Origin of the sequence: Caballeronia grimmiae (assembly GCF_000698555.1) — a bacterium.
Lineage (GTDB): Bacteria > Pseudomonadota > Gammaproteobacteria > Burkholderiales > Burkholderiaceae > Caballeronia > Caballeronia grimmiae.
Genome location: NZ_JFHE01000003.1, coordinates 37,883 through 64,790, shown reverse-complemented (window position 1 = coordinate 64,790; position 26,908 = coordinate 37,883). Strand labels below are relative to the sequence as shown.

At 64.5% G+C, this 26,908-nt stretch carries 25 protein-coding genes; 13 read left to right on the top strand and 12 right to left on the bottom strand.

Going from position 1 to position 26,908, the window contains the following annotated elements:
* Positions 1–72: 72 nt before the first annotated feature.
* Positions 73–1,005: a bestrophin family protein gene (locus BG57_RS04595; RefSeq protein WP_035960559.1), complete on the top strand. Its 933-nt coding sequence runs from the start codon at positions 73–75 to the stop codon at positions 1,003–1,005.
* Here the strand turns inward: BG57_RS04595 and BG57_RS04590 are convergent.
* Together BG57_RS04590 and BG57_RS04585 are read right to left on the bottom strand one after the other, a co-directional pair.
* Positions 1,002–1,376, bottom strand: coding sequence for a T6SS amidase immunity protein Tai4 family protein (locus BG57_RS04590; protein ID WP_160174707.1), 375 nt, complete (start codon positions 1,374–1,376; stop codon positions 1,002–1,004). The two genes, BG57_RS04595 and BG57_RS04590, sit on opposite strands and share 4 nt — an antisense overlap.
* Positions 1,376–1,864 (bottom strand): type VI secretion system amidase effector protein Tae4, encoded by a 489-nt coding sequence (locus BG57_RS04585; RefSeq protein ID WP_035960557.1) that lies wholly within the window; start codon positions 1,862–1,864, stop codon positions 1,376–1,378. Before BG57_RS04585 ends, BG57_RS04590 begins: the two co-directional genes overlap by 1 nt.
* Positions 1,865–2,058: 194 nt before the next feature.
* Here BG57_RS04585 and gstA point away from each other — a divergent pair, with 194 nt between their 5' ends.
* Positions 2,059–2,664: a glutathione transferase GstA gene (gene gstA, locus BG57_RS04580; protein WP_035960556.1), complete on the top strand. Its 606-nt coding sequence runs from the start codon at positions 2,059–2,061 to the stop codon at positions 2,662–2,664.
* Between the two features lie 75 nt (positions 2,665–2,739).
* On the opposite strand, the gene BG57_RS04575 is transcribed toward gstA, so the two are convergent.
* The 4 genes from BG57_RS04575 to apbC all read right to left on the bottom strand — a co-directional run bounded on the left by BG57_RS04575 (position 2,740) and on the right by apbC (position 7,589).
* Positions 2,740–5,025, bottom strand: coding sequence for an arginine/lysine/ornithine decarboxylase (locus tag BG57_RS04575; protein ID WP_035960554.1), 2,286 nt, complete (start codon positions 5,023–5,025; stop codon positions 2,740–2,742).
* Positions 5,026–5,112: 87 nt separating this feature from the next.
* Positions 5,113–5,682 carry a dCTP deaminase gene (gene dcd, locus BG57_RS04570; protein ID WP_014190693.1) on the bottom strand — a complete coding sequence of 190 codons (570 nt, stop codon included), beginning with the start codon at positions 5,680–5,682 and terminating at the stop codon, positions 5,113–5,115.
* 164 nt (positions 5,683–5,846) lie between these two features.
* Positions 5,847–6,380, bottom strand: a complete 534-nt coding sequence (locus BG57_RS04565; protein ID WP_035960553.1) for a superoxide dismutase family protein — start codon at positions 6,378–6,380, stop codon at positions 5,847–5,849.
* Positions 6,381–6,500: 120 nt separating this feature from the next.
* Complete coding sequence (gene apbC, locus BG57_RS04560) at positions 6,501–7,589, bottom strand: iron-sulfur cluster carrier protein ApbC (protein ID WP_035960552.1); 1,089 nt, start codon at positions 7,587–7,589, stop codon at positions 6,501–6,503.
* A gap of 272 nt (positions 7,590–7,861) precedes the next feature.
* On the opposite strand from apbC, the gene BG57_RS04555 reads away from it, so the two are divergent.
* Positions 7,862–8,518 carry a YiaD family glycine zipper/OmpA-like lipoprotein gene (locus BG57_RS04555; protein ID WP_035961071.1) on the top strand — a complete coding sequence of 219 codons (657 nt, stop codon included), beginning with the start codon at positions 7,862–7,864 and terminating at the stop codon, positions 8,516–8,518.
* Positions 8,519–8,734: 216 nt separating this feature from the next.
* On the opposite strand, the gene BG57_RS04550 is transcribed toward BG57_RS04555, so the two are convergent.
* Positions 8,735–9,154, bottom strand: coding sequence for a type II toxin-antitoxin system HicB family antitoxin (locus BG57_RS04550; protein ID WP_035960551.1), 420 nt, complete (start codon positions 9,152–9,154; stop codon positions 8,735–8,737).
* Positions 9,155–9,190: 36 nt separating this feature from the next.
* Positions 9,191–9,370: a type II toxin-antitoxin system HicA family toxin gene (locus BG57_RS04545; protein WP_035960550.1), complete on the bottom strand. Its 180-nt coding sequence runs from the start codon at positions 9,368–9,370 to the stop codon at positions 9,191–9,193.
* A gap of 216 nt (positions 9,371–9,586) precedes the next feature.
* Here BG57_RS04545 and metG point away from each other — a divergent pair, with 216 nt between their 5' ends.
* On the top strand, positions 9,587–11,725 hold the full coding sequence (gene metG, locus BG57_RS04540; protein WP_035960549.1) for a methionine--tRNA ligase: 2,139 nt from the start codon (positions 9,587–9,589) through the stop codon (positions 11,723–11,725).
* 71 nt (positions 11,726–11,796) lie between these two features.
* Here metG and BG57_RS04535 read toward each other — a convergent pair whose 3' ends face one another.
* Together BG57_RS04535 and BG57_RS04530 are read right to left on the bottom strand one after the other, a co-directional pair.
* Positions 11,797–15,951, bottom strand: a complete 4,155-nt coding sequence (locus tag BG57_RS04535) for a translocation/assembly module TamB domain-containing protein (protein ID WP_035960547.1) — start codon at positions 15,949–15,951, stop codon at positions 11,797–11,799.
* Between the two features lie 35 nt (positions 15,952–15,986).
* Complete coding sequence (locus BG57_RS04530) at positions 15,987–17,837, bottom strand: autotransporter assembly complex protein TamA (protein ID WP_371875832.1); 1,851 nt, start codon at positions 17,835–17,837, stop codon at positions 15,987–15,989.
* A 403-nt stretch (positions 17,838–18,240) separates the two neighbouring features.
* Between BG57_RS04530 and BG57_RS04520 the strand changes: the two genes are divergently transcribed.
* From BG57_RS04520 to panD, 4 genes are all read left to right on the top strand, one after another.
* A complete protein-coding gene (locus BG57_RS04520; protein WP_174447191.1) occupies positions 18,241–18,429 on the top strand; it encodes a DUF3460 family protein in 189 nt (62 codons plus the stop codon).
* Between the two features lie 83 nt (positions 18,430–18,512).
* Complete coding sequence (locus BG57_RS04515) at positions 18,513–19,340, top strand: segregation and condensation protein A (RefSeq protein ID WP_035961065.1); 828 nt, start codon at positions 18,513–18,515, stop codon at positions 19,338–19,340.
* A gap of 69 nt (positions 19,341–19,409) precedes the next feature.
* Positions 19,410–20,243 (top strand): pantoate--beta-alanine ligase, encoded by an 834-nt coding sequence (gene panC, locus BG57_RS04510; protein WP_035960544.1) that lies wholly within the window; start codon positions 19,410–19,412, stop codon positions 20,241–20,243.
* Positions 20,244–20,257: 14 nt separating this feature from the next.
* The gene (panD, locus tag BG57_RS04505) at positions 20,258–20,644 is read left to right on the top strand and encodes an aspartate 1-decarboxylase (RefSeq protein WP_035960543.1); all 387 of its coding nucleotides are present in this window, start codon (positions 20,258–20,260) and stop codon (positions 20,642–20,644) included.
* 106 nt (positions 20,645–20,750) lie between these two features.
* Here panD and BG57_RS04500 read toward each other — a convergent pair whose 3' ends face one another.
* Positions 20,751–21,377: a ParA family protein gene (locus BG57_RS04500; protein ID WP_035961063.1), complete on the bottom strand. Its 627-nt coding sequence runs from the start codon at positions 21,375–21,377 to the stop codon at positions 20,751–20,753.
* 184 nt (positions 21,378–21,561) lie between these two features.
* On the opposite strand from BG57_RS04500, the gene BG57_RS04495 reads away from it, so the two are divergent.
* Positions 21,562–21,978 (top strand): PaaI family thioesterase, encoded by a 417-nt coding sequence (locus BG57_RS04495; protein WP_035960541.1) that lies wholly within the window; start codon positions 21,562–21,564, stop codon positions 21,976–21,978.
* A 12-nt stretch (positions 21,979–21,990) separates the two neighbouring features.
* Here the strand turns inward: BG57_RS04495 and BG57_RS04490 are convergent, their stop codons facing one another.
* Positions 21,991–23,463: a cobyric acid synthase gene (locus BG57_RS04490; protein ID WP_035960539.1), complete on the bottom strand. Its 1,473-nt coding sequence runs from the start codon at positions 23,461–23,463 to the stop codon at positions 21,991–21,993.
* Positions 23,464–23,519: 56 nt separating this feature from the next.
* Here BG57_RS04490 and cobU point away from each other — a divergent pair, with 56 nt between their 5' ends.
* From cobU to BG57_RS04470, 4 genes are read left to right on the top strand one after another with little or no spacing between them, the layout of a single operon-like run.
* Positions 23,520–24,092 carry a bifunctional adenosylcobinamide kinase/adenosylcobinamide-phosphate guanylyltransferase gene (gene cobU / locus BG57_RS04485; RefSeq protein WP_035961059.1) on the top strand — a complete coding sequence of 191 codons (573 nt, stop codon included), beginning with the start codon at positions 23,520–23,522 and terminating at the stop codon, positions 24,090–24,092.
* Positions 24,093–24,096: 4 nt separating this feature from the next.
* Positions 24,097–25,038, top strand: a complete 942-nt coding sequence (gene cbiB / locus BG57_RS04480; RefSeq protein ID WP_052005628.1) for an adenosylcobinamide-phosphate synthase CbiB — start codon at positions 24,097–24,099, stop codon at positions 25,036–25,038.
* Positions 25,031–26,026 carry a threonine-phosphate decarboxylase CobD gene (gene cobD / locus BG57_RS04475; RefSeq protein ID WP_035960538.1) on the top strand — a complete coding sequence of 332 codons (996 nt, stop codon included), beginning with the start codon at positions 25,031–25,033 and terminating at the stop codon, positions 26,024–26,026. Before cbiB ends, cobD begins: the two co-directional genes overlap by 8 nt.
* Entirely contained in the window at positions 26,023–26,904 is an 882-nt protein-coding gene (locus tag BG57_RS04470; protein WP_035960536.1) for a cobalamin-binding protein, read from the top strand. Before cobD ends, BG57_RS04470 begins: the two co-directional genes overlap by 4 nt.
* Positions 26,905–26,908 lie beyond the last annotated feature (4 nt).

Genomic DNA, 26,908 nt, shown 5'->3' with positions numbered 1-26,908 from the left:
GACGGCCTTTTTTGTTGCCACGCGATCGCCGGCATTTCGGGATAATCGCGTGATCGTCCCTGGCGCTCCATCATGATCATTCGCCCCAAGCTGCACTGGTTCCGCCTGCTGTTCGTCTGGCGCGGCTCCGTGCTGCCGCAATTGCTGCCGCGCCTCGGGCTGATTTTCGCGCTGTCGGTCGCGGCGATCTTCATGCACGACCACATGCGCCACTACCCGATCGGGCTCGGCACGCCGCCGTTCGCGCTCGTCGGGATCGCGCTCGCGGTGTTTCTCGGCTTTCGCAACAGCGCGAGCTATGACCGCTGGTGGGAAGGCCGCAAGCTATGGGGATCGCTGCTGATTACGGCGCGTTCGCTTGCGCGGCAGGCGCTGGCGTTGCAGCATCCGCGCGATACGGAAGCGACACGGCGCTTTCTCGCCGCGATCGGCGGCTTCGCGCATGCGCTGCGGCACCAGTTACGCGGCACCGACGCGTCCGCCGATCTCGCGCCGCGCCTGCCGCCCGAATTGCTCGCGCGGGTGGACGCCGCGCAATACAAGCCCGCGACGATCCTGCTGTGGCTCGGCGAGTGGATCGCGGAGCGTAAGCGCGAAGCGTCGCTCGACGGCTACGCGGTGCTCGCGATGGACCACAACCTGAATGCGCTGTCGGTGGTCGTCGGCGGATGCGAGCGGCTTGCATCGACGCCGCTGCCGTTTTCGTACTCGGTGATGATCCATCGCACGATCTACGTGTTCTGCTTTCTGCTGCCGTTCGGCCTCGTCGATGGCGCGGGCGTGCTGACGCCGCTCTTCGCGCTGCTGGTGGCGTACGCGTTCATGGCGCTCGAAGCGATCGCCGCGCAGATCGAGGACCCGTTCGGGCTGGAGGAGAACGATCTCGCGCTGAGCGCGATATGCGCGACGCTCGAAGCCGCGCTGCACGATATGGCGGCCGATCCGGGGTTTGCTTCCGCGCCGCCCGCCGCGCGGGAGCCGTCGCGGATGTTCATCGTTGATTAGCGGCGGAGGCGCGGCGGGTTGACGAGGCGTTTGGTGAGGTGGTCGAGCGGCTTGCCGTCGAACAAGTCGATGCACTTCTTCGTTCCGAAAGACGAGTCGATCGAGCCGGTGTAATGCCGGTTCGCGTAGTCGGTCGCCAACTGATCGACTGCGCTGTACGCATCCGCCGGAACAATGCCGGCTTCGAGATAGATGCTGGCCGTGGCCTCGGCGTCCCGCTTCACTGCCGCGTCAGCGTAGACCTTCCCGAGGCATCGGCTCAATGCCCATCGCTTCAAAAGCGCCTGTTGTTCTACCATCGATGCAGAGTGCGCTGCGGCGACGGCTTGACTTAGTACGAAGAGCGCGACGCCTGCGACGAATGTGCGCATCAGTGCAACTTCCATAGCAATGCTGTTTCGGGAATAAACGTGCCGTTGTCGGGGTTGTGAAGCAGATGGCATGAATCCGAACACGCATTGCCGTCCCACAAGGTGACGTGCCCTTGCGCGTTGTCCCAGCCGTGTCCTCGAACAACGAGAATGCCCTTCTCGCCGCGGAAATCATCCTCCCTGGGGGACTTGACCGTTTTCTCCGGCTTGCCGAACTGACGTTCGAGATAAGCCATCATGTCGTTCACTCGAAACAGATACTGTGCACCGTCGGCGCCCGACACGGATGCATAAGCAGCGTCCTTCCTGACAGGGAAACCAGTGCGGTTCAATACATAGCTCATTCTGATCGGGCAGGCGTTCTGGAAAATGCCAGCTTTGACATTGTCGTTCACCCGGCCGCCGATTAGCTTCCCCACTCCCGCCACGCTCACGCGCACGTCAAGGAAAGCGAGCCATGCGCTCGCGAATGGTGGCCTCGCGCTCATTGTTGACCTTTCTTATCAGTGTTCGATTCGCCAGCGTAGTCGTTAGGCTTACGAAGTCATACACGATTTATCCGATTCGTCACCGCTTCGCACCACCCATCATTTCGCCCGACGACATGAACCATTCCTCACCCGTCACTGCCGGCTCCCATTCGAATCGTTCATAATGCTCCGCGATTTACTTGGAGATTCGAATGAAACTGTTTTACAAGGCCGGCGCATGTTCGCTTGCATCGCACATTGTTCTTGAAGAGTCCGGTCTGCCGTACGAGATCGAAGCAGTCGATCTGAAAACGAAGCTGACCGCAAGCGGCGCGGATTTCTCGGCGATCAACGCAAAAGGCTACGTGCCCGCGCTGCAACTCGATAACGGCGAATTGCTGACCGAAGGCCCGGCGATCATGCAGTACATCGCCGATCAGGTGCCCGCGAAGCATCTGGCGCCGCTCGCCGACGCCATGGCGCGCTATCGCCTGCAAGGATGGCTCACGTTCATCGGCACCGAACTGCACAAGAACTTCTCGCCGTTCTTCAATCCGGCCGCGTCGAGCGACTGGAAAGCGGCAGCGATGGCCAATCTCGACCGCCGTCTGGCTTACGTCGCGAAGCACATCGACGACAAGCAGTTCCTGCTCGGCAGTGAATTCGGCATCGCCGATGCGTATCTCTTCACCGTGCTTAGCTGGGCGCGGCACATCGATCTCGACCTGAACAAGTGGCCGGCGCTGGTCGCCTATCAGTCGCGCGTGGGCGCACGCGCTGCGGTTCAAGCGGCAATGAAGGCCGAAGGTCTGATCTGACGCATCGCAGCCCTTCAGCGATAAAAAAACGGCCCGCGCGGGCCGTTTTCATTTGCCGCATGGAGAGCGAAGGCGTCAATCACGCACGCAATCGACGAAATACTCGATGCGCCCGTTGATCATCTCGCCGACGAGCCCGTGGATATCCGTATGGAAGCCCGGGAAGCGCTCGTTGAACTCACGCGCGAAACGCAGGTAATCGACGATCGTGCGATTGAAGCGCTCGCCCGGAATCAGAAGCGGAATGCCCGGCGGATACGGCGTGAGCAGAATGCTCGTCACGCGGCCTTCGAGTTCGTCGATCGGCACGCGGTCGATCTCGCGGTGCACGAGCTTCGCGTACGCTTCGGACGGCTTCATCGCCGGCTCCATGCTCGACAGATACATCTCGGTCGTCAGACGCGCAATGTCGTTCGCGCGATACACGCTGTGAATCTGCTGGCACAGATCGCGCAAGCCGATGCGCTCATACGACGGATGCTGCGCGACGAATTCCGGCAGCACGCGCCACAGCGGCTGATTGTTGTCGTAGTCGTCCTTGAACTGCTGAAGCTCGGTGACCATCGAGTTCCAGCGGCCCTTCGTGATGCCGATCGTAAACATGATGAAGAACGAATAAAGCCCCGTCTTCTCCACGATGATGCCGTGCTCCGCCAGGTAGCGCGTCACGATGCCGGCCGGAATGCCGGTGTCGCCGAACTCGCCGTCGACATCGAGCCCCGGCGTGATGATCGTCGCCTTGATCGGGTCGAGCATGTTGAAGCCTTCCGCGAGCGGGCCGAAGCCGTGCCAGCGGTCGTTCGGCTTCAGCATCCAGTCCTCGCGATCGCCGATGCCTTCCTCGGCCAGCGCGTCCGGGCCCCAGACCTTGAAGAACCAGTCGTCGCCGTATTCGGCGTCGACCTTGCGCATCGCGCGGCGGAAATCGAGCGCCTCCGCAATCGATTCCTCCACGAGCGCCGGGCCGCCAGGCGCTTCCATCATCGCGGCGGCGACATCGCACGACGCGATGATCGCGTACTGCGGCGACGTCGACGTATGCATCAGATACGCCTCGTTGAAGCGATGACGGTCGAACGTGCTGTTCTCGCTGTCCTGCACGAGAATCTGCGACGCCTGCGAAATGCCTGCGAGCAGCTTGTGCGTGGAGTGCGTCGCGAACACCAGCGCGCCCGTGCGCGGCCGGCCCGCGCCGATCGCATGCATGTCCTGATAGAACGAATGGAACTCCGCGTGCGGCAGCCACGCTTCGTCGAAATGCAGCGTGTCGAGCATGTCGCCGAGCAGGTCCTTGATCATCTCGACGTTGTAGATCACGCCGTCATACGTGCTCTGCGTGATGGTCAGGATGCGCGGCTTCACCTTCGGATTCTTCGCCAGCACTTCGCGGGCGAACGGGTTTTCCTCGATCTTCTTGCGAATGACCTCGGGCTTGAACTCGTTGCGCGAAATAGGACCGATGATGCCGAAGTGATTGCGCGTCGGCGTGAGGAACACGGGGATCGCGCCCGTCATCGTGATCGCGTGCAGGATCGACTTGTGGCAGTTGCGGTCCACGACGACGATATCGCCCGGTGCGACCGTCGCGTGCCACACGATCTTGTTCGACGTCGACGTGCCGTTCGTCACGAAGAACAGATGATCCGCGCTGAAGATGCGCGCCGCGTTGCGCTCGGACGCCGCGACCGGCCCGGTGTGATCGAGCAACTGGCCGAGTTCCTCGACCGCGTTGCACACGTCCGCGCGCAGCATGTTCTCGCCGAAGAACTGATGGAACATCTGCCCGAGCGGATTCTTCAGGAACGCGACGCCGCCCGAATGCCCCGGACAATGCCACGAGTACGAACCCTCTTCCGCGTACTGCACCAGTTCCTTGAAGAACGGCGGCGCGAGCGAATCGAGATACACCTTCGCCTCGCGGATGACGTGACGCGCGACGAACTCCGGCGTGTCCTCGAACATGTGGATGAAGCCGTGCAGTTCGCGCAGGATGTCGTTCGGCAGATGCCGCGACGTGCGCGTTTCGCCGTACAGGAAAATGGGAATGTCGGCGTTGCGGCGGCGCACGGCGTCGATGAACGCGCGCAGCGCGACGATCGCCGAGGCCAGCTCGGGCGTATCGCCTTCGACGACGACGTTGTCGGCGTAAGGCAGCAGCTCGTCGTCATCGATCGAAAGGATGAAGCACGACGCGCGGCTCGATTGCTGCGCGAACGCGGCGAGATCGCCGTAGCTCGTCAGGCCGAGCACTTCGGCGCCTTCGCGCTCGATCGCCTCGGCCAGCGCGCGAATGCCGGAACCCGAAATGTTCTCGGAGCGAAAGTCTTCGTCGATGATGACGACGGGAAAGCGGAACTTCATGAGGCGAATCTCCAAATGGAACGACCGCTGCCCGAGCATCGGATCAGCGGTCTTTCAACTGCGTGCGCGTGTCTGACGATGCGAGGCTCAGGTCTTCGGCAGCGTCACGCCGTGCTGCCCCTGGTACTTGCCCCCGCGATCCGCATAGGACGTCTCGCAAATTTCGTCGCTTTCGAAGAACAGAACCTGGGCTACGCCCTCGTTCGCGTAAATCTTCGCAGGCAAAGGTGTCGTATTCGAGAATTCGAGCGTGACGTAGCCTTCCCATTCCGGCTCGAACGGCGTCACGTTCACGATGATTCCGCAACGCGCGTAAGTCGACTTGCCGAGGCACACGGTCAGGCACGAGCGCGGAATGCGGAAATACTCGACGGTGCGCGCGAGCGCGAACGAATTCGGCGGAATGATGCAGACGTCGCCCTTGAAGTCCACGAACGATTTCTCGTCGAACGCTTTGGGATCGACAATGGTGGAATTGATGTTCGTGAAGATCTTGAATTCGTCGGCCACGCGGATGTCGTAGCCGTAGCTCGACGTTCCGTAGCTCACGATCTTGCGGCCGTCCTCGGCCACGCGCACCTGATCGCGCACGAACGGCTCGATCATCTTGTGCTCTTCGGCCATGCGCCGAATCCACTTGTCGGACTTGATGCTCATAGGAACGCTACCCAGCGTTGCAGCTTGCGATCGCGCGATCCGACCGCAGGCCTTCGGTGAAACGGCGCATGACCCGGCCGGGCCAGACGAGAGACGAATGAAAACGAAGCGCGTATTTTACGCGAATGAAGTGCGGCACGAAGCCGGCTGTTCGGCCGGCGCGCTCAGCGCCGGATCACGCCGCAGGCAAGCGCCGGACCTACGTTGTGCGGGCTCATCGTATAAGACTCCGTGGCTTCGCGATGCAGCATGATCGCGCGGGAGATAACGGAGCGCACGCCGTCCAGCGACACGTCCGTCGCGACGATGAAGCCCGTGGCCGTGCCGTTTGCGTCCGCGTGAATGTTGCCGAGTTCGCCTTCGAGCCGCCCGCTCGCGCGTGCCCGTTCGCCGGGCAGCGCGAAGACCGGGCTTGCGTCGGCCCCGTTCACGGCGATGCAGTCGCCGCGTTCGTGCACCTGCAACGCGTGATCGCTGTTAGGCGGCATGTTGGTGATGCTGTAAGTGACCTGGACGCCGTCCGATCGCTCGATCAGCGTGATGGTGCCCCGCGCCGTGTTGCCGGGCGTGGGCTTCAGCGTGGCGTCCGCGATTTTCTCGTGATTCTGGAAGATGATGCCGCAGCCGCTCAGCGCAACGCTGCATGCGGCGGTGGCGAACAAGGCGGCAAGCGCCCTCCCGTCGAATCTGTCTCTCATGCGATCCTCTTGGCGGCCCGCCGACGCCCCGTGCGTCCACGTTGCCGCGCTTCGAAGGCGACATGATACCGCGAGCCGCACCGCACAAGGCTCGCGAAAGACACGTCCAGACGACCGGCGTCAGGTGTTCTGCACGACGATGCTCGGGAACTTCGACGTCATGTCGCGCTGGCGCTCGGCAATCGAAATCGCGACGCGCCGGGCGATCGCGCGATACGTCTCGGCGATGCGGCTTTCCGGCTCCGACACGACCGTCGGCTGGCCCGCATCGGTGCGTTCGCGGATGGAAATATCGAGCGGCAACTGCCCGAGAATCTCGACGCCGTATTCCTTCGCCATGCGCTCGCCGCCGCCCGCGCCGAAGATGTGCTCTTCGTGGCCGCAATTCGAGCAGACATGGGTGCTCATGTTCTCGACGATGCCGAGAATCGGAATGCCGACCTTCTCGAACATCTTGAGGCCCTTCTTCGCGTCGAGCAGCGCGATGTCCTGCGGCGTCGTGACGATCACGGCGCCCGTCACCGGCACCTTCTGCGACAGCGTGAGCTGAATGTCGCCCGTTCCCGGCGGCATGTCGACGACGAGGTAATCGAGGTCCTTCCAGTTCGTCTGGCGCAGCAGTTGTTCGAGCGCGGACGTGACCATCGGGCCGCGCCAGACCATCGGGTTGTCCTGCTCGATCAAAAAGCCGATCGAGTTTGCCTGGATGCCGTGGCCGGTGAGCGGATTCATCGACTGGTTGTCCGGCGATTCGGGGCGGCCGGAAATGCCGAGCATCATCGGCAGCGAAGGGCCGTAGATGTCCGCGTCGAGCATGCCGACCGACGCGCCTTCCTGCGCAAGCGCGAGCGCGAGATTCGTCGCGGTCGTGCTCTTGCCGACGCCGCCCTTGCCCGACGCCACCGCGATGATGTTCTTGACGTTCGGCAACAATTTGACGCCGCGCTGCACCGCATGCGCGACGACTTGCGAGGTGACATCGACGGAAACGTCGGTCACGCCCGGCACCTGGCGCAGCCCATCGGCAACGAGGCTGCCGATCGCAGCGAACTGCGTCTTCGCCGGATAACCCAGCACGACGCTCACCGCAACCTTGCCGCCTTCGATGGAAACGTTGCGGATGCTCTTCGTATCGACGAACTTGCGGTTGGTGTTCGGATCGGTCAGGGTAGCGAGTGCGGTGTCGATCCGCGCGCGGTCAATGCTCATTGAAACTCCAGGGAACGCTTGTTGCTAAATGGGCCGTCGCGTTGCAACAAACTGAGGAAATTGAAAGTAATTGTTAACGCCGTTGCGTGCGAGTCGTCCCGCGCTGCACTATCCCGCTGCTGTTGCTATCCGGGGACGCATTGCACCGGGCGCACGGACGTGTTTCTCAATATTCCCGTTATTGTAGAGGCTCGTCCGAAAGCCCGTCCGAAGACCCTTTCGCATTGTCGGCGCGTGTCGCCGAACCGCTTTTGAATCAAAAGGAGATCAAGATGAATACGAAGTTGTTGACCCGCCTGTCCGTTTTCGCCGTCGTCGGCGCACTCGTTGCCGGCTGCGCATCGCAGCAGGGTACCAATGCAGCCGTCGGCACGGGCGTCGGCGCGGCCACGGGCGCTGGTATCGGCGCGATTTTCGGCGGCGGCAAGGGCGCGGCGATCGGCGCGGCGACGGGTGCGGCGGTTGGCGGCATCACCGGCTACAACTGGCAGGCCATCCGCAACAAGATTTCCGGCGATTCGAAGGGTACCGGCACGCAAGTGACCGAGCAGCAAGACGGCTCGCTCAAGGTCAACATCCCGAACTCGATCTCGTTCGATACCAATAGCTACGCGATCAAGCCGTCGTTCGATCCGGTTCTGAACTCGGTCACGCAAACGTTGCAGCAGCATCCGGAACTGATCGCGAGCGTCGTCGGCCATACGGACAACACCGGCACGGCGGCTTACAACCAGACGCTGTCGCAGAACCGCGCGCAGAGCGTGGCATCGTACATTTCGACGCACGGCGTTCCGGCGCAGCGTCTGTCGGCGCAGGGCATGGGCCAGAACCAGCCGATCGCCGACAATTCGACGGAAGCGGGCCGCGCGCAGAATCGTCGCGTGGAGATCTACCTGCGCGCGACCGCGCAGCCGGGTCAAGTGCAGTAAGTATTTGATATTGCAGGACAATAGACGAGCGGGCGCGCTGAGGCGTCATCCGGTCGAACGCGCCTGAAAAAAATTTGAAACTTGCCGGCGCGGCGCTTGTCTGTTGTTACGGTAGGTGGATGGCTGGACCATCGCCTGCCATTCTCCTCTTGTCGTTGTTGCTCCGGGGCCCCAATGGACCCCGGTTTTTTTTGTGCGGACGGTTTTGACACCGGGTCAGGCGACCGAGATGCTCAGCCGCTTGCCAAGCGTCAGCAACGCCGCCTCGATTGCCTCCAGTTTCGACGAATGCCGCGGATTGAGCAGCCGATCCACCTGCGGCATATGCACGTTCAGCCTGCGTGCCAGCTCGGCCTTTCGCACACCCTGCCGGAGCATTTCGTTCGCCAGCAGCACCTTCGACACCACTAGCGCCGGCAGAATGACCACCGGCTGGCCCTTTTTCGGCTTGGAAGGCATCGGCAGTTGGCGCTTTTCATCGAAGTAAATTTCGATCGCGCTTTCCAGCGCGTCCAGCGCGTTGAGAAGCGCCTCGTCTTCGTCGTCTCCGGCGGAAATGGCTTCCGGAATATCGGGAAAGGTGACAAGGTAACTGTTGTTCGTGTCGAGTTCCAGATTCACTGGATAAGACAGCATGACGGTAGATTCTCCAAAGAACATTGCGACTCCCGCTTATTTCAGTCCAAGTTGTTTCTTGATCTGCGCCACCAGTTTCGTGCCGATCTCCTTACTGCCGTGATCAGGGAAAATGGTGGTCCTGCCGTTCAGTGTCACGCGAAAGTGACTTCCTTTACCGGGCGAAAACATTGCGCCCTGCTCGCGCAGCCATTTGCGGAACTCGCTGTATTTCACGGTCTCTCCGTTGAGCGTTCGGAGAGAGCAACATACAACATCAATGTTGTATCATGCTAAGCGAAAAGTGCAACTCAAATGTTGTATTTTGTAATTGCGATCCGGCAGCGGTTTTCACGCCCCGCAGTCCCTCCCCTGCCTTCCTCCCCCGCCCTGCTAAAATCGAAAGTCCGCTTTTTCCACAATCCGAAGCAATTCCCTCCAGGCCGCGCCTCTATGTCAGCACCGATTTCCGCCACTGCCGCCGCCGCGTCCGCCGCCACGAACGGCCGCCGCCAGATCCTCGTCACGTCCGCATTGCCGTATGCGAACGGTCAGATTCATATCGGCCACATGGTCGAGTACATTCAGACGGATATCTGGGTTCGGACGCTGCGAATGCATGGCCACGAGGTCTACTACGTCGGCGCGGACGATACTCACGGCACGCCGATCATGCTGCGCGCCGAGAAGGAAGGCATCACGCCCAAAGCGTTGATCGAGCGCGTCTGGAAAGAACACAAGCGCGATTTCGACAGCTTCGGCATTTCGTTCGACAACTACTATTCGACCGATGCCGAGGAAAACCGCGTCCTCTGCAATTCGATCTACGGCGCGCTTCAGGAAGCCGGCCTTATCGACGCACGCGACATCGAGCAGGCCTACGATCCGGTCAAGGAAATGTTCCTGCCGGACCGTTTCATCAAGGGCGAGTGCCCGAAGTGCGGCGCGAAAGACCAATACGGCGATAATTGCGAAGTGTGCGGCTCGACCTATCTACCGACCGAACTGGTCAACCCGTACTCGGTCGTCTCGGGCGCGACGCCCATTCGCAAGACATCGACGCATTACTTCTTCCGCCTGTCCGACCCGCGCTGCGAAGATTTCCTGCGCGGCTGGGTCGGCGGTCTGGCGCAGCCGGAAGCGACCAACAAGATGCGCGAATGGCTCGGCGACAAGGGCGATGCGAAACTCGCCGACTGGGACATCTCGCGCGACGCGCCGTATTTCGGCTTCGAGATTCCCGGCGCGCCGGGCAAGTACTTCTACGTGTGGGTCGATGCCCCCGTCGGCTATTACGCGAGCTTCAAAAATCTGGCCGATCGCATCGGCGTCGATTTCGATGCATGGGTCAAGCAGGATTCCACAGCCGAGCAGTACCACTTCATTGGCAAGGACATCCTGTATTTCCACACGCTCTTCTGGCCCGCGATGCTCCAGTTCTCCGGCCATCGCACGCCGACCAACGTGTTCGCGCACGGCTTCCTGACCGTGGATGGCGCGAAGATGTCGAAGTCGCGCGGCACGTTCATCACCGCGCAAAGCGTGATCGACACCGGGCTCAACCCGGAGTGGCTGCGCTATTACTTCGCGGCGAAGCTGAACAGCACGATGGAAGACATCGACCTGAACCTCGAGGACTTCCAGGCGCGCGTGAACAGCGATCTCGTCGGCAAGTACGTGAACATCGCGAGCCGCGCGGCGGGCTTCCTCATCAAGCGATTCGATGGCCGCGTGCAGGACAGCGCGATGCAGCATCCGCTGGTCGTGCAACTGCGCAGCGCCATCCCGCAGATCGCCGGATTCTATGAATCGCGCGAATATGGCCGCGCGCTGCGCACGACGATGGAACTCGCCGACGCGGTCAACCACTACGTCGATTCCGCCAAGCCGTGGGAACAGGCGAAGGACCCGGCGAACGCGGTCGCGCTGCACGAAACCTGCAGCGTGAGCCTCGAAGCGTTCCGCCTGCTGTCGCTCGCGCTGAAGCCGGTGCTGCCGAAGCTGATCGAATCGGTTGAGGCGTTCCTCGGCATCGCGCCGCTCGTCTGGGCGGACGCGGACAGGCCGCTGTCGTCGGCGAACGCGGTCAACGCGTACAAGCATCTGACGACGCGCGTCGATCCGAAGCAGATCGAGGCGTTGCTGGCGGCGAATCGCGACTCGCTGCAAGCGGCGACGGACGCGCCGGCAGCCGCGGCGAAGACCGCTGCAAAGAAGGACGCAAAGGCGGAAGCGAAGAGCGAAGAGTCCGGCGTCATTTCCATCGACGACTTCGCGAAAGTCGATCTGCGCATCGCGAAGATCGTCGATTGCAAGGCGGTCGAAGGTTCCGACAAGCTGCTGCAACTGACGCTCGACATCGGCGAGGAAAAGACGCGCAACGTGTTCTCGGGCATCAAGTCGGCGTATCAGCCGCAGGATCTGATCGGCAAGCTGACGGTGATGGTCGCCAATCTCGCGCCGCGCAAGATGAAGTTCGGCCTGTCGGAAGGCATGGTGCTCGCCGCCTCGGCCGCCGACGAGAAAGCCGAACCGGGCCTGTACATCCTCGAGCCGCACAGCGGTGCCAAGCCGGGCATGCGCGTGAAGTAACACGCATCGGCTGAAAAAGACAAAGGGCACGCGAAGTCTGCGTGCCCTTTTTTCATTGCTGCGTCGCGCCTTCAGTCCCCCGACGAATCCGACTCCACCGCCGACGAAGCCCCGAACGGCGCCGACACGCCCGACGCGCCCGATGCCGCCGATGGCTGCACCGCCGGCCCCGATGATGTCGACATCGACAGCAGGCGCGCCCACGAGTTGAAGCGCCGCGTGTACGACAGGTCGACGCCCTGATACGTGCCGCCGTAGGCCGTCGCGGACCAGAACCGCGACAGCGCGAGCGTGGCCTTGACGGCGTTCTGCGCCGACTGCAAGCCCTGCTCGTAACCGAGCACGAGACGCTCGTTGATCGCCTTCGACAGCAGCACCACTTGCGGGTCCGTCAGCCCCACTTCGCTCGATCCGACCGTGAACTCATCCAGCCCCACCGTCTGCGCAATCTTCGCGCCGCCGCGGCTGCCGAGCAGCGCAAGCGCGCTTGTCATCGCGCTCTGCTGGCCGACGTTGTTGCCCTGATCGGTGCCGTGGCCGAACAGCAGCCACGAGAGCTTTTCGTTGTCCGGTACATTCGGCTCCGAGATCAGCTTCGCCACCGGCGACTGCACCGTGCCCGTCACCTGCACGCCCGCTTCGATTTCCTGATTGCGCCGCATCGCCAGAATATTGATGCCCGGATTCGCCACCGGTCCGTTGAAGGTGAAGAAACCGTTCTCGATGCCGAGCTTGCGCCCGAACGCCGTGTAGGTGGAACCGGGGGTCACGCGCACGTTGCCGACTGCGCGCAGCGGCATGTTCGGCGCGCTCGTCGCGGTGATGGTGCCCGCGAGCCCGAGGTCCGCGCCCGCGCCCTTGAAGCGGAAACGCTGGCCGAGATTGATGTCGATGTTCGCGCGCGGCGTGAACGGCCCGACCGGCTTCTCGGTGGCCGCGACGATCTGCTTGCTGTTCTCGCCCTTCACCGTGCCGTCGGGGCGCACGATCACGACATCGTCGCCGAGCGCGGGCGCGGAGCTTTCCGGCAAGTCGAAGAGCGCGTGATCGACGTTGAACTTGCCGTTGATCGCCATGCCGCCCTGCAATCCCGCATTCGCGATGCTCGCGCTGCCCGACAGCATCAGTTCGCGATCCGGCGAGGCGAACAGCTCCAGCTTGTCCGCGATGATGCTCGCCGTCAGATCCGGCTCCTGCTGATCGAGCCGCACCTTGCCGGTCGCGCGGAGCAGGCCGCTCGCGCCGTGGAACTCGACCTGGCGGAAATCGACGAGATTCTCGGACAGCGCAATGCGGATGATGCCGTCCTTCAACTGCACGCCCTGGTCGACGACCGTCGCTGAAATAGCGTCGCCGGTAAGCGACCCCGACAGGCTCGGTTTCGCGACGATGCCGGCGATGGTCAGCTTCATCGCGAGCCTACCGCCGAGCAGATAGTTCGCGCCGAGCAGGCCGCCGGTCGTGCGCAGTTCGGGCACGTTCGCGTCGATGCCCCCGGACAGCGGCGCTTCGTCGGCCACGGTCAGCATGCCGTCGCGCGGGACGAGCGTCGTGTGCACGTTGGCGTCGATCACGCCGATGCGGCTCGCCTGCGCATGGAGCGTCGCGTTGAGACGGTTGCCGCTGGCGAAATCGGCGCGCGCGACGATGTCCGAAATGCCGAGCGCCGCGACCCCGCGTGTGCCGTCGATCGTCACGTCGCCGCCGCGCCGCTTGATCTGCGCGTAACCGGTGGCCGTCGTGCCGAGCGAAAAATCCCAGTTGCCGTCGAAGATGAGGTCGGTTCGAATCGACGATTCCTCGCCCGTCATCTGCCGCCGGACTTCGAGCAGGCGCGGCACCGAAAGATTCGTGAGCGTGCCCGCCGACTGAATGCGCCCGCCTTCCAGCGCGAACGATTTCAGGTTGAGCGCCGCGCCCTCCGCGACGAGCCGCGTTGCGCCGAGCACGATGCGCTTCGGCCCGTAATTCACCGACAGCGGCGATTCCAGATTCACCGACGGCGTGCCCTTGTTGGTGAGCTTCGTGATCGCGCCGTCCCAGTGGGGGCCATCGGCGGCGTCGGTGAACTTGCCGTTTGCGCCGAGCGTGAGGTTCACCGGCTGCCCCTGCACCTTGCCGGTCGCGGTGACGCCGAGCGTGTGCTGCATGCGCGTGCCGTTCAGATTCGCATCGAGCGCGGCGACTTCGATGCCCGATGTGCTCGCATCGCGCGCCTTCAGCGTGAACACGAGCGCGCCGTTCGCGCCGTCGCGGATGTCGGCGTGGCCTTCCGCGTGGCCGAGGCGGTTCGCGCCGAACACGACGCCATCGGCCTGATAGTTCGCCGCGATGTTCGGATGCGCAAGCGAGCCGGTCAGGTCGCCGTTCGCCTTCACCGTCCCCGCGATCCCGAAGCCGAGGCGCTCCAGTTGCGGCGCGTCGATGCGAAACCGCAGACGGTCGCCCGGCGCACCGAAACTGCCGTCCAGTTCGGCATCGTTGCCGGCCACCGACAGCTTCGCCGTGCTCGGCAGCACGCGCGTGCCGGCGATCTGCACCGTGCCCGCGCCGGTGAGCGGCAGGTTGTCGTACATGCTGTCGTCGAGCTTGAACGTGGCCTTGGCCGTCAGCGTCGGCGCGAGCACGCCCGATGCGGCGAGTGTCCCGTTCACGCGCGCCTCGACCACGCGCGGGGGCATCGCCGCTTTCTTTGCAACGGGTTTCGGCGCGGGTTTTTGCGCGATCAACTGCTGCTGAAGCAAGAGCGGATTGAAGTCGACGAACTTCGCCTTCAGGTCGTAGCTCGAATGGACGTCCTTCTTGAGCACGCCGCTCGCCTCCACGCGGCCCTTGCCGACGGTCAGCTTTACGTCGTCGAGCGTGGTTTGTTTCGCATCGAGCTTGATCCTGGCCTGCGCGCGCATGGCCGCTTTCGGATCGTTCAGGTCGACCGTCACGGCCTGAGTGTCGCCCGCGAGAACGACGCCGATCGGCCCCGCGAAGTCGGTCGGACGCACGCTCGGTTCGATCGCGTTGAGATCGAGTTTCGCCACTTTCAGATCGAATCGTCCGTGGCCGCCCGAAATGGCGCCGCCGCCCGTGATGGCCGCGTCCTTCAACAGCCGCACGTTCAGGTCGCCGATGCTTTGCGCCGATGCGTCGAGCCGCACGTTCGCGCGCGCGTCGATGAGCGGCAACAGCTTCTTGTCGATGGAACCCGGCTTCGCGTTGACGATCGACACCGGTCCGCTCACCGCAAACGTCTTCGCGCCTTCCACCGGCTTTACTTCGGCGCGCACGGCGAGATCGGCGGCGGGCGCGCCCGCGCTGAACGCCTGCGGGTTGATGTGGTCGGCGGTGACGATGGCGCGCTTCAGCGGCACGTCGGCGAACGGCGTCGCTTCGACGTGCGCCTGGCCCGCGAGCTTCATGCCGCTGGCATCGACGTCCGCGATCAGGTCTTCGAGCGACCCCGACAGCCGCGCGCCGACCTGCACTGCCTCGTCGTTGACCTTGCCGGCGTAGGTCGCGTCGCCGGAGAGCGGGAACGGACGCGCGCCGCCGTCGAGCTTCGCCGCGGCCGTCACCGATCCGAACGGCGTCGTGAGCCGCTGGACGGCGGCCTCGTGATGCTGGCCGTCGCTGCGTCCGTTGAAAAGCAGGCCGGAGAATTCGGTCGTCGTCGCGGCCTGATGCAGCCGCAGTTTCGCGACGCTCAGATCGCGGACGGCAAGCTGAATCGGCAGACGCAGATCGCGCGGCAGTTCGGTCTTCTTGCTGGGCTCGTTCGATGGCGCGATGCGCGCGTCGATCGTCCCGATGTGCAGATAGTCGATGGTGAAGCGCAGCGGATCGTGCGTGAGCGCCCAGCGGCCGGAGACGCTATCGACGGCGATATCCGTGCCCTTGCCGTCCTTCCAGCGCACGTCGCGCAATTGCAGGCCGGTCGCGATCGCGCCGCCGTCGAGCTTGCCGGTGAGCCGCCCGCCGAGCAGCGAGGTCGCCGCGTCCCAGGCGTAGCGCGTGCCGCGATCGGTCGTGAGCACGAACAGCACCGCGCCGAGCACGAGCACGACGATCAGCACGACGGCGAGCACGAACGCGCCGAGCCAGCGCAGCAAGCGCCGCTTGCCGCGCGGGCGCTGCGGCGCGTCGGGCGTCGGCGGCGTTGGGGGCGTCGGGGGCGCTTCGCCGCCGGGGGTGGCGTCGTTGCTGTCGTTCGCCGGGTTGCCTGAGTCGGTCATGCCTTCGTTAGCTGAAAATATCGTCGATGCATCGCTCAGAAAGCGATGCCGAGCGTCAGATACGGCTTGATGCTCTTGTTCTTGAGTCCATACGCGACGTCCACGTTGACCGGCCCGACCGGGCTGCGCCACCGCGCGCCGACGCCCACGCCCGGCTGGAACACGCGCTCGCCCCAGGTATCGGTCGCGGTGCCGATGTCGAAGAACACCGCGCCGCCCCAGTCGTGCGTGAACCAGTGCTGATACTCGCTGCTGCCGGTCACCATGTACTTCGTCGGCAGGATCGAGCCCGACACGTTATGGCCAATGCTCAGATAACTGTAGCCGCGCACCGAGTTCGCGCCGCCCGCGCGGAACAGCAGCGACGCCGGCACGCCGCTCGACGGCCCGGTCGTGAACACGCCGCCGAACTCCGCGCGGAACACGAGAAGATCGTTGCGGCCGAGCGGCAGGTATTGCTGCATGTTGGTGTAAAGGCGCGCGAACGTCTGATCGGTCAACAGGCCCTTCACAGCGAAACTGGCCTCCGCGCGCACCACGTTGCCGCGGCGCGGAAACAGCGGATCGTCGACGTCGCGGCGCACCCACGTCCACGCGGGCACGAGCGCGCGCGCCGTCGACGGATTCGGCTCGTTCTGCGTCAGGCGGTCGTCGTAGAACGTGAGCGAGTACGTCGTGTCGATGTTCTGCGTCGAGCGCGACCGCTGCACGCCGACGCGCGCGCTGTAGATGTTCGTGTCCGAGACATCGGTGATCGTGTAGGAGCCGAAGATCGCGTTGATCCAGCCGCGCGAATCCGGCGGCATCGCCAGTTGCACGCGGCCGTACTGCTGCGTCTGGTCGAGCCGGCCCGCGATGGTGAACGGATACGCCGCGCCGAACGTGTTCAGGTAGCTGTACGCGCCCTGGATGTGGAAACCGGTGTCCGTCGCGTAGCCGACGCCGTAGCGCACGCTGTGATACGGATATTCGCTGACCTTGACGTGCAGCGGCGTTTCGAGCGGCTTCGTGACGTCGTTGTCGGCGTCGATCGCGACGCTCGCGTAATACGGCGTGTTCTGCACTTGCCGCTGCAGTTCGTTCACGCGGGTGATGTCGTAGATATCGCCTTCGTTGATCGGATTCACGTTCTCGATGATCTTCTGCGGATAACGCTTGGTCCCGCTGATATCGAGCTTGCCGAAGGTGAAGGTCGGGCCGCTGTCGAAGGTGACGGACAGATCGGCGATATGCGTGCGCGGATTGATCCGCGCCTGCGAGCGGACGATCCGCGCGCCCAGATAGCGGCGCGATTGCAGCGCCTTCAGCGCGGCGTTCTTCGCGTCGTCCCAGGCGCCCTGCGTGAAAGGATCGCCCTCTTTCATCGCGAACGCGAAGCGCGCGGCGTTTTCCTGCTTGCGGTCTTCGGTCGTCACGGCGCCGGTGAACTTGAGGTCGACGGAGGCGACATTCGTCTGTGGACCCGGATCGACGCTGACCTTGACCGAGCGCTTGTCGTCGGTGGTCGTGACGTCGGTGCGGACGACCGGCGTGAAGTAGCCTTCGGTCGCGACGAGATCGCGCACGTCTTTCGGCGTGGCCGTGACGAGGAACTGGAACTGGTCGTCGCTGACATCGTCGCGTTTGGCGAAACGCGCGAGATCGAGGTGATCTTTCAGCAGCTTCTTGACGTTGCGTGGCGCGTCGATGTCCACGTCGTACTTGGCGAAAGCGGGCGCGGCGACGGCCAGCAAGACAAGCGCCGTCAGCACCGTCAGCGCCGCAGCCGGGCGATGGCCGGCAGCCGGCGCGAGCGGCTTCATCGCGTGCACGAGCGGCTTCATTGCGTGCAGTTTCGCGGCCGCGCCGCGCACCGCACACACCAGATCAAACGAACGCCCCGCCAAACGCGACCTCCGGCAACGGAAAAACAAAATAGAAAGGCGAAGCGGGTCCGCCATGCGGTTGTCGTGCGCAAATCGGCGCAGCACGGCGCGCGAGCGCTATTTCACCACACCGCCACGCCCCGCCGACGTAAAAATGCGGCAACGGCGCGCGAACCGTGCGCCGTTGGACGGCCCGGACGGCGGCCCGGTTCCCGCCGATTAGCACGCGCATGCGCGAAATGCGCGGCCGCGAGCCCTCCGATATGCGCGACGCCGCCGATGCTTGCGGTAAAATCGCGGCGAACCTGCGGCCCGCCCTGCCCGCTCTGGCTCGCCGAATACACGGCGACATGGCAAGGCACGGCGACAAGGCACGGCGAATGCGCCGCCATCCAACGAACCGCATCGAACCAACGGAAGCCGGATCATGTATCAGTCGGACATCACCCAGTTCATCAATCAGTTGAAAACGCAGAAGCCGTCGCTCGAAGAAGAGCAGCGCCGCGGGCGCGCGCTCCTGTGGGACAAGCAGCCGATCGACCTCGACGAGCGCGACCGCCAGCAGACTTCGCGCGTGAAACAGACGCCTTACGTCTACTACCAGAACTTCTGAACGTGAGCGCCGGCCACGAGCCGCAACCGCCGCAGGCCGATTCGCGCGGCGACCCGCGCGACGACGCCCGGAAGTCCCGCGACGTGGCGCTCGCCGCCCCCGCGACCGATTCGACGCCCGACACCATCGACGGCGTCGCGTTCGCGCATCTCTACGGCGAGCCGCTCTGGAAGCTGCCGACCGATCTGTACATTCCGCCCGACGCGCTGGAAGTCTTTCTCGAAGCGTTCGAAGGCCCGCTCGACCTCTTGCTGTACCTGATCCGCAAGCAGAACTTCAACGTGCTCGACATTCCGATGGCGGATGTCACCGCGCAATATCTCGGCTATGTCGACCAGATTCGCGAGTCGAATCTCGAACTCGCGTCGGAATATCTGCTGATGGCGGCGATGCTGATCGAAATCAAGTCGCGCATGCTGCTGCCGGTCAAGAAAGCGGATACCGGCGAGGACGCCGAAGACCCGCGCGCCGAACTCGTGCGGCGTCTGCTCGAATACGAGCAGATGAAACTCGCGGCGCAGCGCATCGACCAGTTGCCGCAACTGGGCCGCGACTTCCTGCGGGCGGACGTGTATATCGAACAGTCGACGGAACAGCGCTTCCCCGACGTCGACATGAACGATCTGCGCGCCGCCTGGGCCGATGTCATCAAGCGCGCGAAGCTCGTGCAGCATCACAAGATTTCGCGCGAGGAACTGTCGGTACGCGAGCACATGAGTGTGATCCTGCGCCGCCTGCAGAACGCGCGCTTCATGGAGTTCAGCGAACTGTTCGATACGGCTCGCGGCGTGCCGGTCGTCGTGGTGAACTTCATCGCCATGCTCGAGCTGTCGCGCGAATCGCTGATCGAAATCACGCAGGCCGAGCCTTATGCGCCGATCTACGTGAGACTGGCGTACTCTCCCGCCTAGAAGCCGCCCTTTCCTTATTTTCCCTTGGAGCGGCCGATACGCCGCCGCCCGCCAGGAGACACCCGCTCGATGAAAGTCATCAGCTCCATTCACGAACTGCGCGACCAGTTGCGCGGTCAGAACCGCACCGCCTTCGTCCCGACGATGGGCAATCTCCACGAAGGCCATCTTTCGCTGATGCGTCTCGCGCGCCAGCACGGCGATCCGGTCGTCGCGAGCATCTTCGTCAACCGGCTGCAATTCGGTCCGAACGAAGACTTCGACAAGTACCCGCGCACGCTTCTCGACGACATCGAGAAGCTGCAAAGCGAGAACGTGTACGTGCTCTTCGCGCCGACCGAAACCGACATGTACCCGGAGCCGCAGCAGTACCGCGTGCATCCGCCGCATAACCTCGGCGACATTCTCGAAGGCGAGTTCCGCCCCGGCTTCTTTCAGGGCGTGTGCACGGTCGTGATGAAGCTGATGTCGTGCGTGCAGCCGCGTGTCGCGGTGTTCGGCAAGAAGGACTATCAGCAGTTGATGATCGTGCGGCAGATGTGCCACCAGTTCGCGCTGCCGACGGAAATCATCGCTGCCGAGACCGTGCGCGACGAGGACGGCCTCGCGCTGTCGTCGCGCAATCGCTTTTTATCGGCGGATGAGCGGGCGGAAGCGCCGCAACTCGCGCTGCAACTGAATCGCGTGCGTGAGGGCGTGCTGTCGGGCAATCGCGATATCGCCGCACTCGAGCGCGACGCGATGAACGCGCTCGCCGAACGCGGCTGGAAGCCCGATTACATCAGCGTGCGCAAACGCGTCGACCTGCTCGCGCCGGGCGAAGCGGATGCGAACGCGCCGCTCGTCGTGTTGGCTGCGGCGAAGCTCGGCGCCACGCGCCTCATCGACAATCTGGAAATCTGAAGGAAGTCTGCAACATGCAACGCACCATGCTCAAATCGAAGATTCATCGCGCGACGGTCACGCACTGCGAGCTGCATTACGAAGGCTCGTGCGCCATCGACGAGGATCTGCTCGAAGCGGCGAATCTTCTGGAGAACGAGCAGATCGACATCTGGAACGTGAACAACGGCGAGCGCCTCACGACGTACGCGATCAAGGGCGAGCGCGGCAGCGGCATGATCTCGCTGAACGGATCGGCGGCGCGTCGTGCGCAACTGGGCGATCTGGTGATCATTGCGGCGTTCGCTTCGGTCGATGAGGAAGAGATCAAGGCGGGCTGGAAGCCGAACCTCGTGTTCGTGGATGGCGAGAACCGGATCAAGGGCAGCCGGGATCATGTGCCGACGCAGAACTGGACCTGATTCTCTTAATTGACGTGTAGTGAAAGCCGGCGCTTCTCTTCGGGGAGCGCCGGTTTTGTATGGCGCGGGCGTCCTTTCCTGCCGTAAAGGCGCAAAACGCCTGCCGCTATTTCTTTCCCGCCCAGTCGATGATCGGCTGCCACTGCTCCAGATCCTTCTCGACACGGCTTTTCGCCACGTCCCATAGCGTCAGGCCGTGCGCCGCCAGCTGCACATAATTCTGCGTGTCCCGCAGATAACCCAGCACCGGCAGATCGAGCCCCTCGACGAAACGATGCAGTTGATCCGCCGATCGCGTGCGCGCGTCCACGCGCATGCCGACCACCCCGATCTGAATCGCGCCCTTGCGCACCGCCTTTTCCTTCGCCAGCTTCGTCAGGAAGTCCTGCGTGGCGAGAATGTCGAACATCGACGGCTGTAGCGGCACGATCACCTTGTCGGCCAGTTGCAGCGCGAGCGCGAGCCGGTTGCCATGCACGCCGGCAGGTGTATCGACGACGGCTTTTTCCAGACCTTTCGGCGGCTTCGCGGGCGCGTCGACATCGACGCCCCACTCTTCGATCTTCGGCAGCGTATCGACCCGCAGCGACAGCCACGCATGGGCGGAGCGCTGCTTGTCCAGATCGGCGAGCGCGACCCATTCGCCGTTCGCCGCGAAGTGCCCTGCGAGGTTGGTTGCGAGCGTGCTCTTGCCGACGCCGCCCTTTGGATTTGCCACCACGATCACGGTCATGAAATGTCCCGGAGTTTGTGCGGCGCGCGTCATTCCATGAAAGCGCGCGCCGTTTCGTCGTTATAGAACGGATGCATGATTCGAGCCGTTGATATTATCGGCAAAAAGCGGTGCGCGCGGCACGCTGGCCGAACGGCCAATTGGGTCGCACGCGCTTTTCATCACACTTCGACGGATTACGCCCATGCCGCTTCGCCCCGATGTCACGCTCGATTTCCTGCGCAACCGCCAGAAAGGCCGCCTGCCCGATCTGCTCGGCGTGCAGCTTCTTTCCCTCGACGAAGGCGCGCTCGCCGGCGAGCTCGTGATCCGGCCGGAACTGCTCGCGCCGAACGGCTTTCTGCACGCGGCGACGGTCGTCGGGCTCGCGGATACGTGCTGCGGATACGCGTGCATCGCGCATCTTCCCGAGAAGGCGCAGAACTTCACGACGCTCGAACTCAAGAGCAATCATGTGTCGACGGCGCGCGAAGGGAAGATCGTCGCGAAGGCGAGCGCCGTGCACCTCGGGCGCAGTACGCACGTCTGGGATGCGACGGTGACGAACGGCGACGGAAAGCTGATCGCGATGTTTCGGTGTACGCAGATGATTCTGTATTGACGCTCGCGCGACTCAGCCAAACGCGCCCATCACCGCATCGAGATCGAGGGCCTGCGCGAACGCATCCGCCAGCCGCTCCAGCGACGCCTCGCGCAGCGCCGGATAATCGAGCGGCGCGGCATCGGCGACGCCCGCCCACGCGAGCAGCGCGGCACACGCTTCGGGCGTATCGAAAAGGCCGTGCAGATACGTCGCGGCAATTTGTCCATCGGATGAAATCGCGCCGTCGCCGCGCCCGTCATCGAGCATCACGGCGGGATTCGCCAGCGCCGCGCCGCTCGTGCGCCCCATGTGAATCTCGTAGCCGCGCACCGGCGCATCCGCCAGGCCGATCGCGAGCCGCCCCGTCACGTTCTCCAGTTGCTTGTGCGGCGTCAGCACCGTGTGCAGGTCGAGCAGACCGAGCGCATCGACACACCCCGCCGCCCCTTCGACGCCATCCGGATCGTCGATCTCGCGCCCCAGCATCTGCATGCCGCCGCATATGCCGAGCACCTTGCCGCCGTATCGCAGATGCCGCGCGATCGCACGATCCCAGCCGTGCTCGCGCAGCCACGCAAGATCGCGCTGCACGTTCTTCGATCCCGGCAGCACGATCAGATCCGCCGGCGGCGGCGCAACGCCCCCGCGCACGTATTCGAAATCGACCTGAGGATGCGCCCGCAGCGCATCGAAGTCCGTGTGATTGCTGATGCGCGGCAACGCCGGCACGATCACCTTCAGCGCCGGCCGCTCGCCGCGTGCGTGAACATCGCGCGGCAGCATGTCCTCGGCGTCGAGTGTCAGGCCGTGCAGATACGGCAGCACGCCGAGCACCGGCTTGCCGGTCTGCGCTTCGAGCCAGTCGAGCCCCGGCTTCAGCAACGAGATATCGCCGCGAAACCGGTTGATCACGAAGCCCTTCACGCGCGCCCGCTCGCTCTCCGACAGACACGCCAGCGTGCCGACGAGATGCGCGAACACGCCGCCGCGATCGATATCGGCGACGAGCACGACCGGGCAATCGACGTGTTCCGCGAAACCCATGTTGGCGATATCGCGATCGCGCAGGTTGATTTCGGCGGGACTGCCCGCGCCTTCGACGATGACCGCCTCGAACTCCGAGCGCAGCCGCGCATAGGACGCGAGCACGGCATCGAACGCGGTGAGCTTGTACGCGTGATACGCGCGGGCATCGAGATTGGCGTGCGCGTGGCCGTGGATGATGATCTGCGCGCCGCGATCGCTCGTCGGCTTGAGCAGCACCGGATTGAAGTCGATGCGCGCCGGCACGCCCGCCGCGATCGCCTGCAAGGCTTGCGCGCGGCCGATCTCGCCGCCATCGACCGTCACCGCGCTGTTGAGCGCCATGTTCTGCGGCTTGAACGGCGCGACCTTGACGCCGCTTCGCCGCGCCAGCCGGCACAGGCCCGCGACGAGCGTGCTCTTGCCGGCATCGGAGGTGGCGCCCTGAATCATCAGCGTGCCGCGTGGCGTGAATGGCATCGGGAAGTTCCTCGGAAGCGCAGCCCGCTATCTTATCCCGCCGCTACAATATTGCGATGACCTCCAACGTCCCTGTCGCCACGCCGCGCGATCTGACCTTCATCCTCGGCGGCGCCCGCTCGGGCAAGAGCGCCCATGCCGAACGCCTTGCCGCCGAAAGCGGCCTGCCCGTCGCCTATCTCGCGACCGCGCGCATCGGCGACGACGAATTCGCCGAACGCGTGCGGCATCATCGCGAGCGGCGTCCCGCGCACTGGACGCTTGTCGAAGCGCCGCTCGATCTCGCGGGCGCGCTGCGTGAAGCGGATCGCGCGGGACAGTGCGTGCTGATCGATTGCCTCACGCTCTGGCTCGCCAATCTGCTGTGCCCGCCCGAATCCATGCACGATGAGCCCGCCACGCTTTCCCATCAAGCCATGCAAGCCTTCGATGCCTTCGACCGCGCATTGGCCGATGTGCGCGGCAAGGTCATCGTCGTCAGCAACGAAATCGGCCTCGGCGTCGTGCCGCTCGGCTCGGTGACGCGCCTGTATGTCGACGAACTCGGCCGCCTGAATCAGCGCGTCGCCGCCGCGAGCACGCGCGCGACCTTGATGGTTGCGGGCCTGCCGCTCGCGCTCAAGGGCTGACGCGATGCTGCTGCTCTCCGCCTATGCGATGGCGCTGCTCGCGGTGCTCGGCGTGATCGTCGATCGCGTGTTCGGCGAACCGCGCCGGCGTCATCCGCTCGTCGGCTTCGGCACGCTTGCGGCGAAGCTCGAAGCGCGCATGAACACCGGGCATCGCGCGCGGCCTGCGGGAATCGCCGCGTGGATCGCCGCCGTCGCGCCGCCGGTCGTCATCGCGTGGATGCTGGTGAGCGTGCTGCCGTTTGCGTACGCCTGCCTCGTCCACGTGCTGCTGCTGTGGTTCGCGCTCGGCGCGAAGAGCTTGCGCGAGCACATCGCGCCGATCGCCCGCGCGCTGAGCTTCGGCGATATCGACGGCGCGCGTGCGCTGACATCGCGCATCGTCTCGCGCGATACCTCGCACGCCGATGAACACGCGCTGTCGCGGGCGGCTGTCGAATCGGCATTGGAGAACGGCAACGATGCGATCTTCGGCGCGCTCTTCTGGTTCGCGGTGGCGGGCGGTCCCGGCGCGCTCGCGTTCCGTCTCGCCAACACGCTCGATGCGATGTGGGGCTATCGCACGCCGCGTTACCTGCGCTTCGGCTGGGCGGCCGCGCGCTTCGACGACGTGCTCAATTTCATTCCCGCGCGGCTCACGGCGGCGACCTACGCGCTCACCGGCGACACGCGCATGGCGTGGCATTGCTGGCGCACGCAGGCGCGCTCGTGGGACAGCCCGAACGCGGGCCCGGTGATGGCCGCGGGCGCGGGCAGTCTGAACGTGCTGATCGGCGGCGCGGCGGTGTATCACGGCGTGCTGGAAGCGCGGCCGACGCTCGGCGCGGGCCACGATGCCACGCCGCGCGATGTGGTGGCGGCGCTGCGGCTCGTCGATCGCTCGATGATGCTATGGCTCGCGGTGCTGCTCATTCTTGCGGTTTTCAGTGTGACGACGAATGGCTGATCCGATTCTCCACGGCGGCAATCTGCGCGAAGCCGCGCACCGCTATGCGATTCCACTCGACGACTGGCTCGACCTGTCGACGGGCATCAATCCGCGCGGTTATCCCGTGCCGCCCGTGCCGCCCGACGCCTGGCGACGCCTGCCCGAAGACGACGACGGCCTCGCCGACGCAGCCGCCCGCTACTACGGCGCACCGCTCGCACTGCCGGTGGCCGGATCGCAGGCGGCGATTCGCGCGTTGCCGTTCCTGCTGAAGCGCGGCGTCGCGGGCGTTGCGCCACTGGCTTACGGCGAATACGCGCCGGCGTTCGTGCGCGCGGGCCATTCGATCCAAGCGCTCGACACGGCAAGCGGCGAATTGCCGGCCACGCTCGATCACGTCATCATCGGGAATCCGAACAATCCGACTGCCGACTGCCTCTCGCGCGAGACGCTGATGCGCTGGCACGCGCAACTCGCCTCGCGTGGCGGCATGCTGATCGTCGATGAAGCGTTCGCCGACGCGGACCCGGATGCATCGCTTGCCGCCGAGACGGCGCGCGGCGGGCTCGTCGTGCTGCGCTCGGTCGGCAAGTTCTTCGGGCTGGCGGGAATACGCGCGGGCTTCGTGCTCGCCGCGCCCGCCGTCACCGATGCATTGCGCGATGCGCTCGGCGCGTGGACGGTCGGCGGCCCCGCGCGGCACGCGACGATGGCCGCGTTTGCCGATCGAGCGTGGCAGCAGGACACGCGCGAGCGGCTGAGGCGCGATGGTGCGCGCCTTGCCGAGCTCATCGCACGTCATGGCTTCGACGTGCGCGCCACGCCGCTCTTTACGTGGACGCCGACGCCGCGTGCGCCTTCCCTGCAACATGAACTGGCGACGCGCGGTATCTGGACGCGCCTCTTTGATCGGCCGGGCATGACGACGAGCCTGCGCATCGGCTTGCCGGGAAGCGAAGGCGACTGGGCGCGGCTCGAACGCGCACTCGCGGAGATCGGCGCATGAGGTTGCTCGCGCTCTTCGCCGTTTTCATCGCGATGCACGCCCGCGCCGCGATCACCGTCACCGACGACACCGGCGCGCCCGTCACGCTGCCCGCTCCGGCGACGCGCGTCGTGAGCCTCGCGCCGCACGTCACCGAGTTGCTGTTCGCGGCGGGCGGCGGCGGGCGCATCGTCGGTACGGTGAGTTACAGCGATTACCCGAACGAAGCGCAAGCGATACCGCATGTCGGCGACAACAAGGCGCTCGATCTCGAACGCATCGTCGCGCTGCATCCGGACCTGATCGTCGTATGGCGGCACGGCAATGCCGCGCGTCAGATGGATCGCCTGAAAGCGCTCGGCATTCCGCTCTATTACAGCGAGCCGAAGCGTCTCGACGATATCGCCGCGAGCATCGACAAATTGGGCGCGTTGCTCGGTACGCAGGAGCGTGCGCGCGCGGCATCGACCGCATTCACGCGCGATATCTCGCAACTGCGCGGCAAGTACGCCGCGTTGCCGCCGGTGCGCGTGTTCTATCAGGTCTGGGACGATCCGCTGATGACGCTCAATGGGGACAACGTGTTCAGCGAAGTCATCGGCGTGTGCGGCGGCGTGAACGTGTTCGCAGCCGAAGCGCCGCGCGTGCCGACGATATCGACGGAAGCCGTGCTCGCGGCCAATCCCGAAGCGATCGTGACCGCGACGCCCGGCGCAACGAAGCCGGATCGCGCGCTGCCGGCGCTCGACCGGTGGAAGCGATGGACATCCATGACCGCCGTGGCGCGCGGCAATCTGTTCGGCATCGATGGCGATGTGATCAACCGGCCGACGCCGCGCATCGCAATCGGCGCGGCAGAGTTGTGTCGCGATCTGGATATGGCGCGGGCGAAGCGGTAAGCGC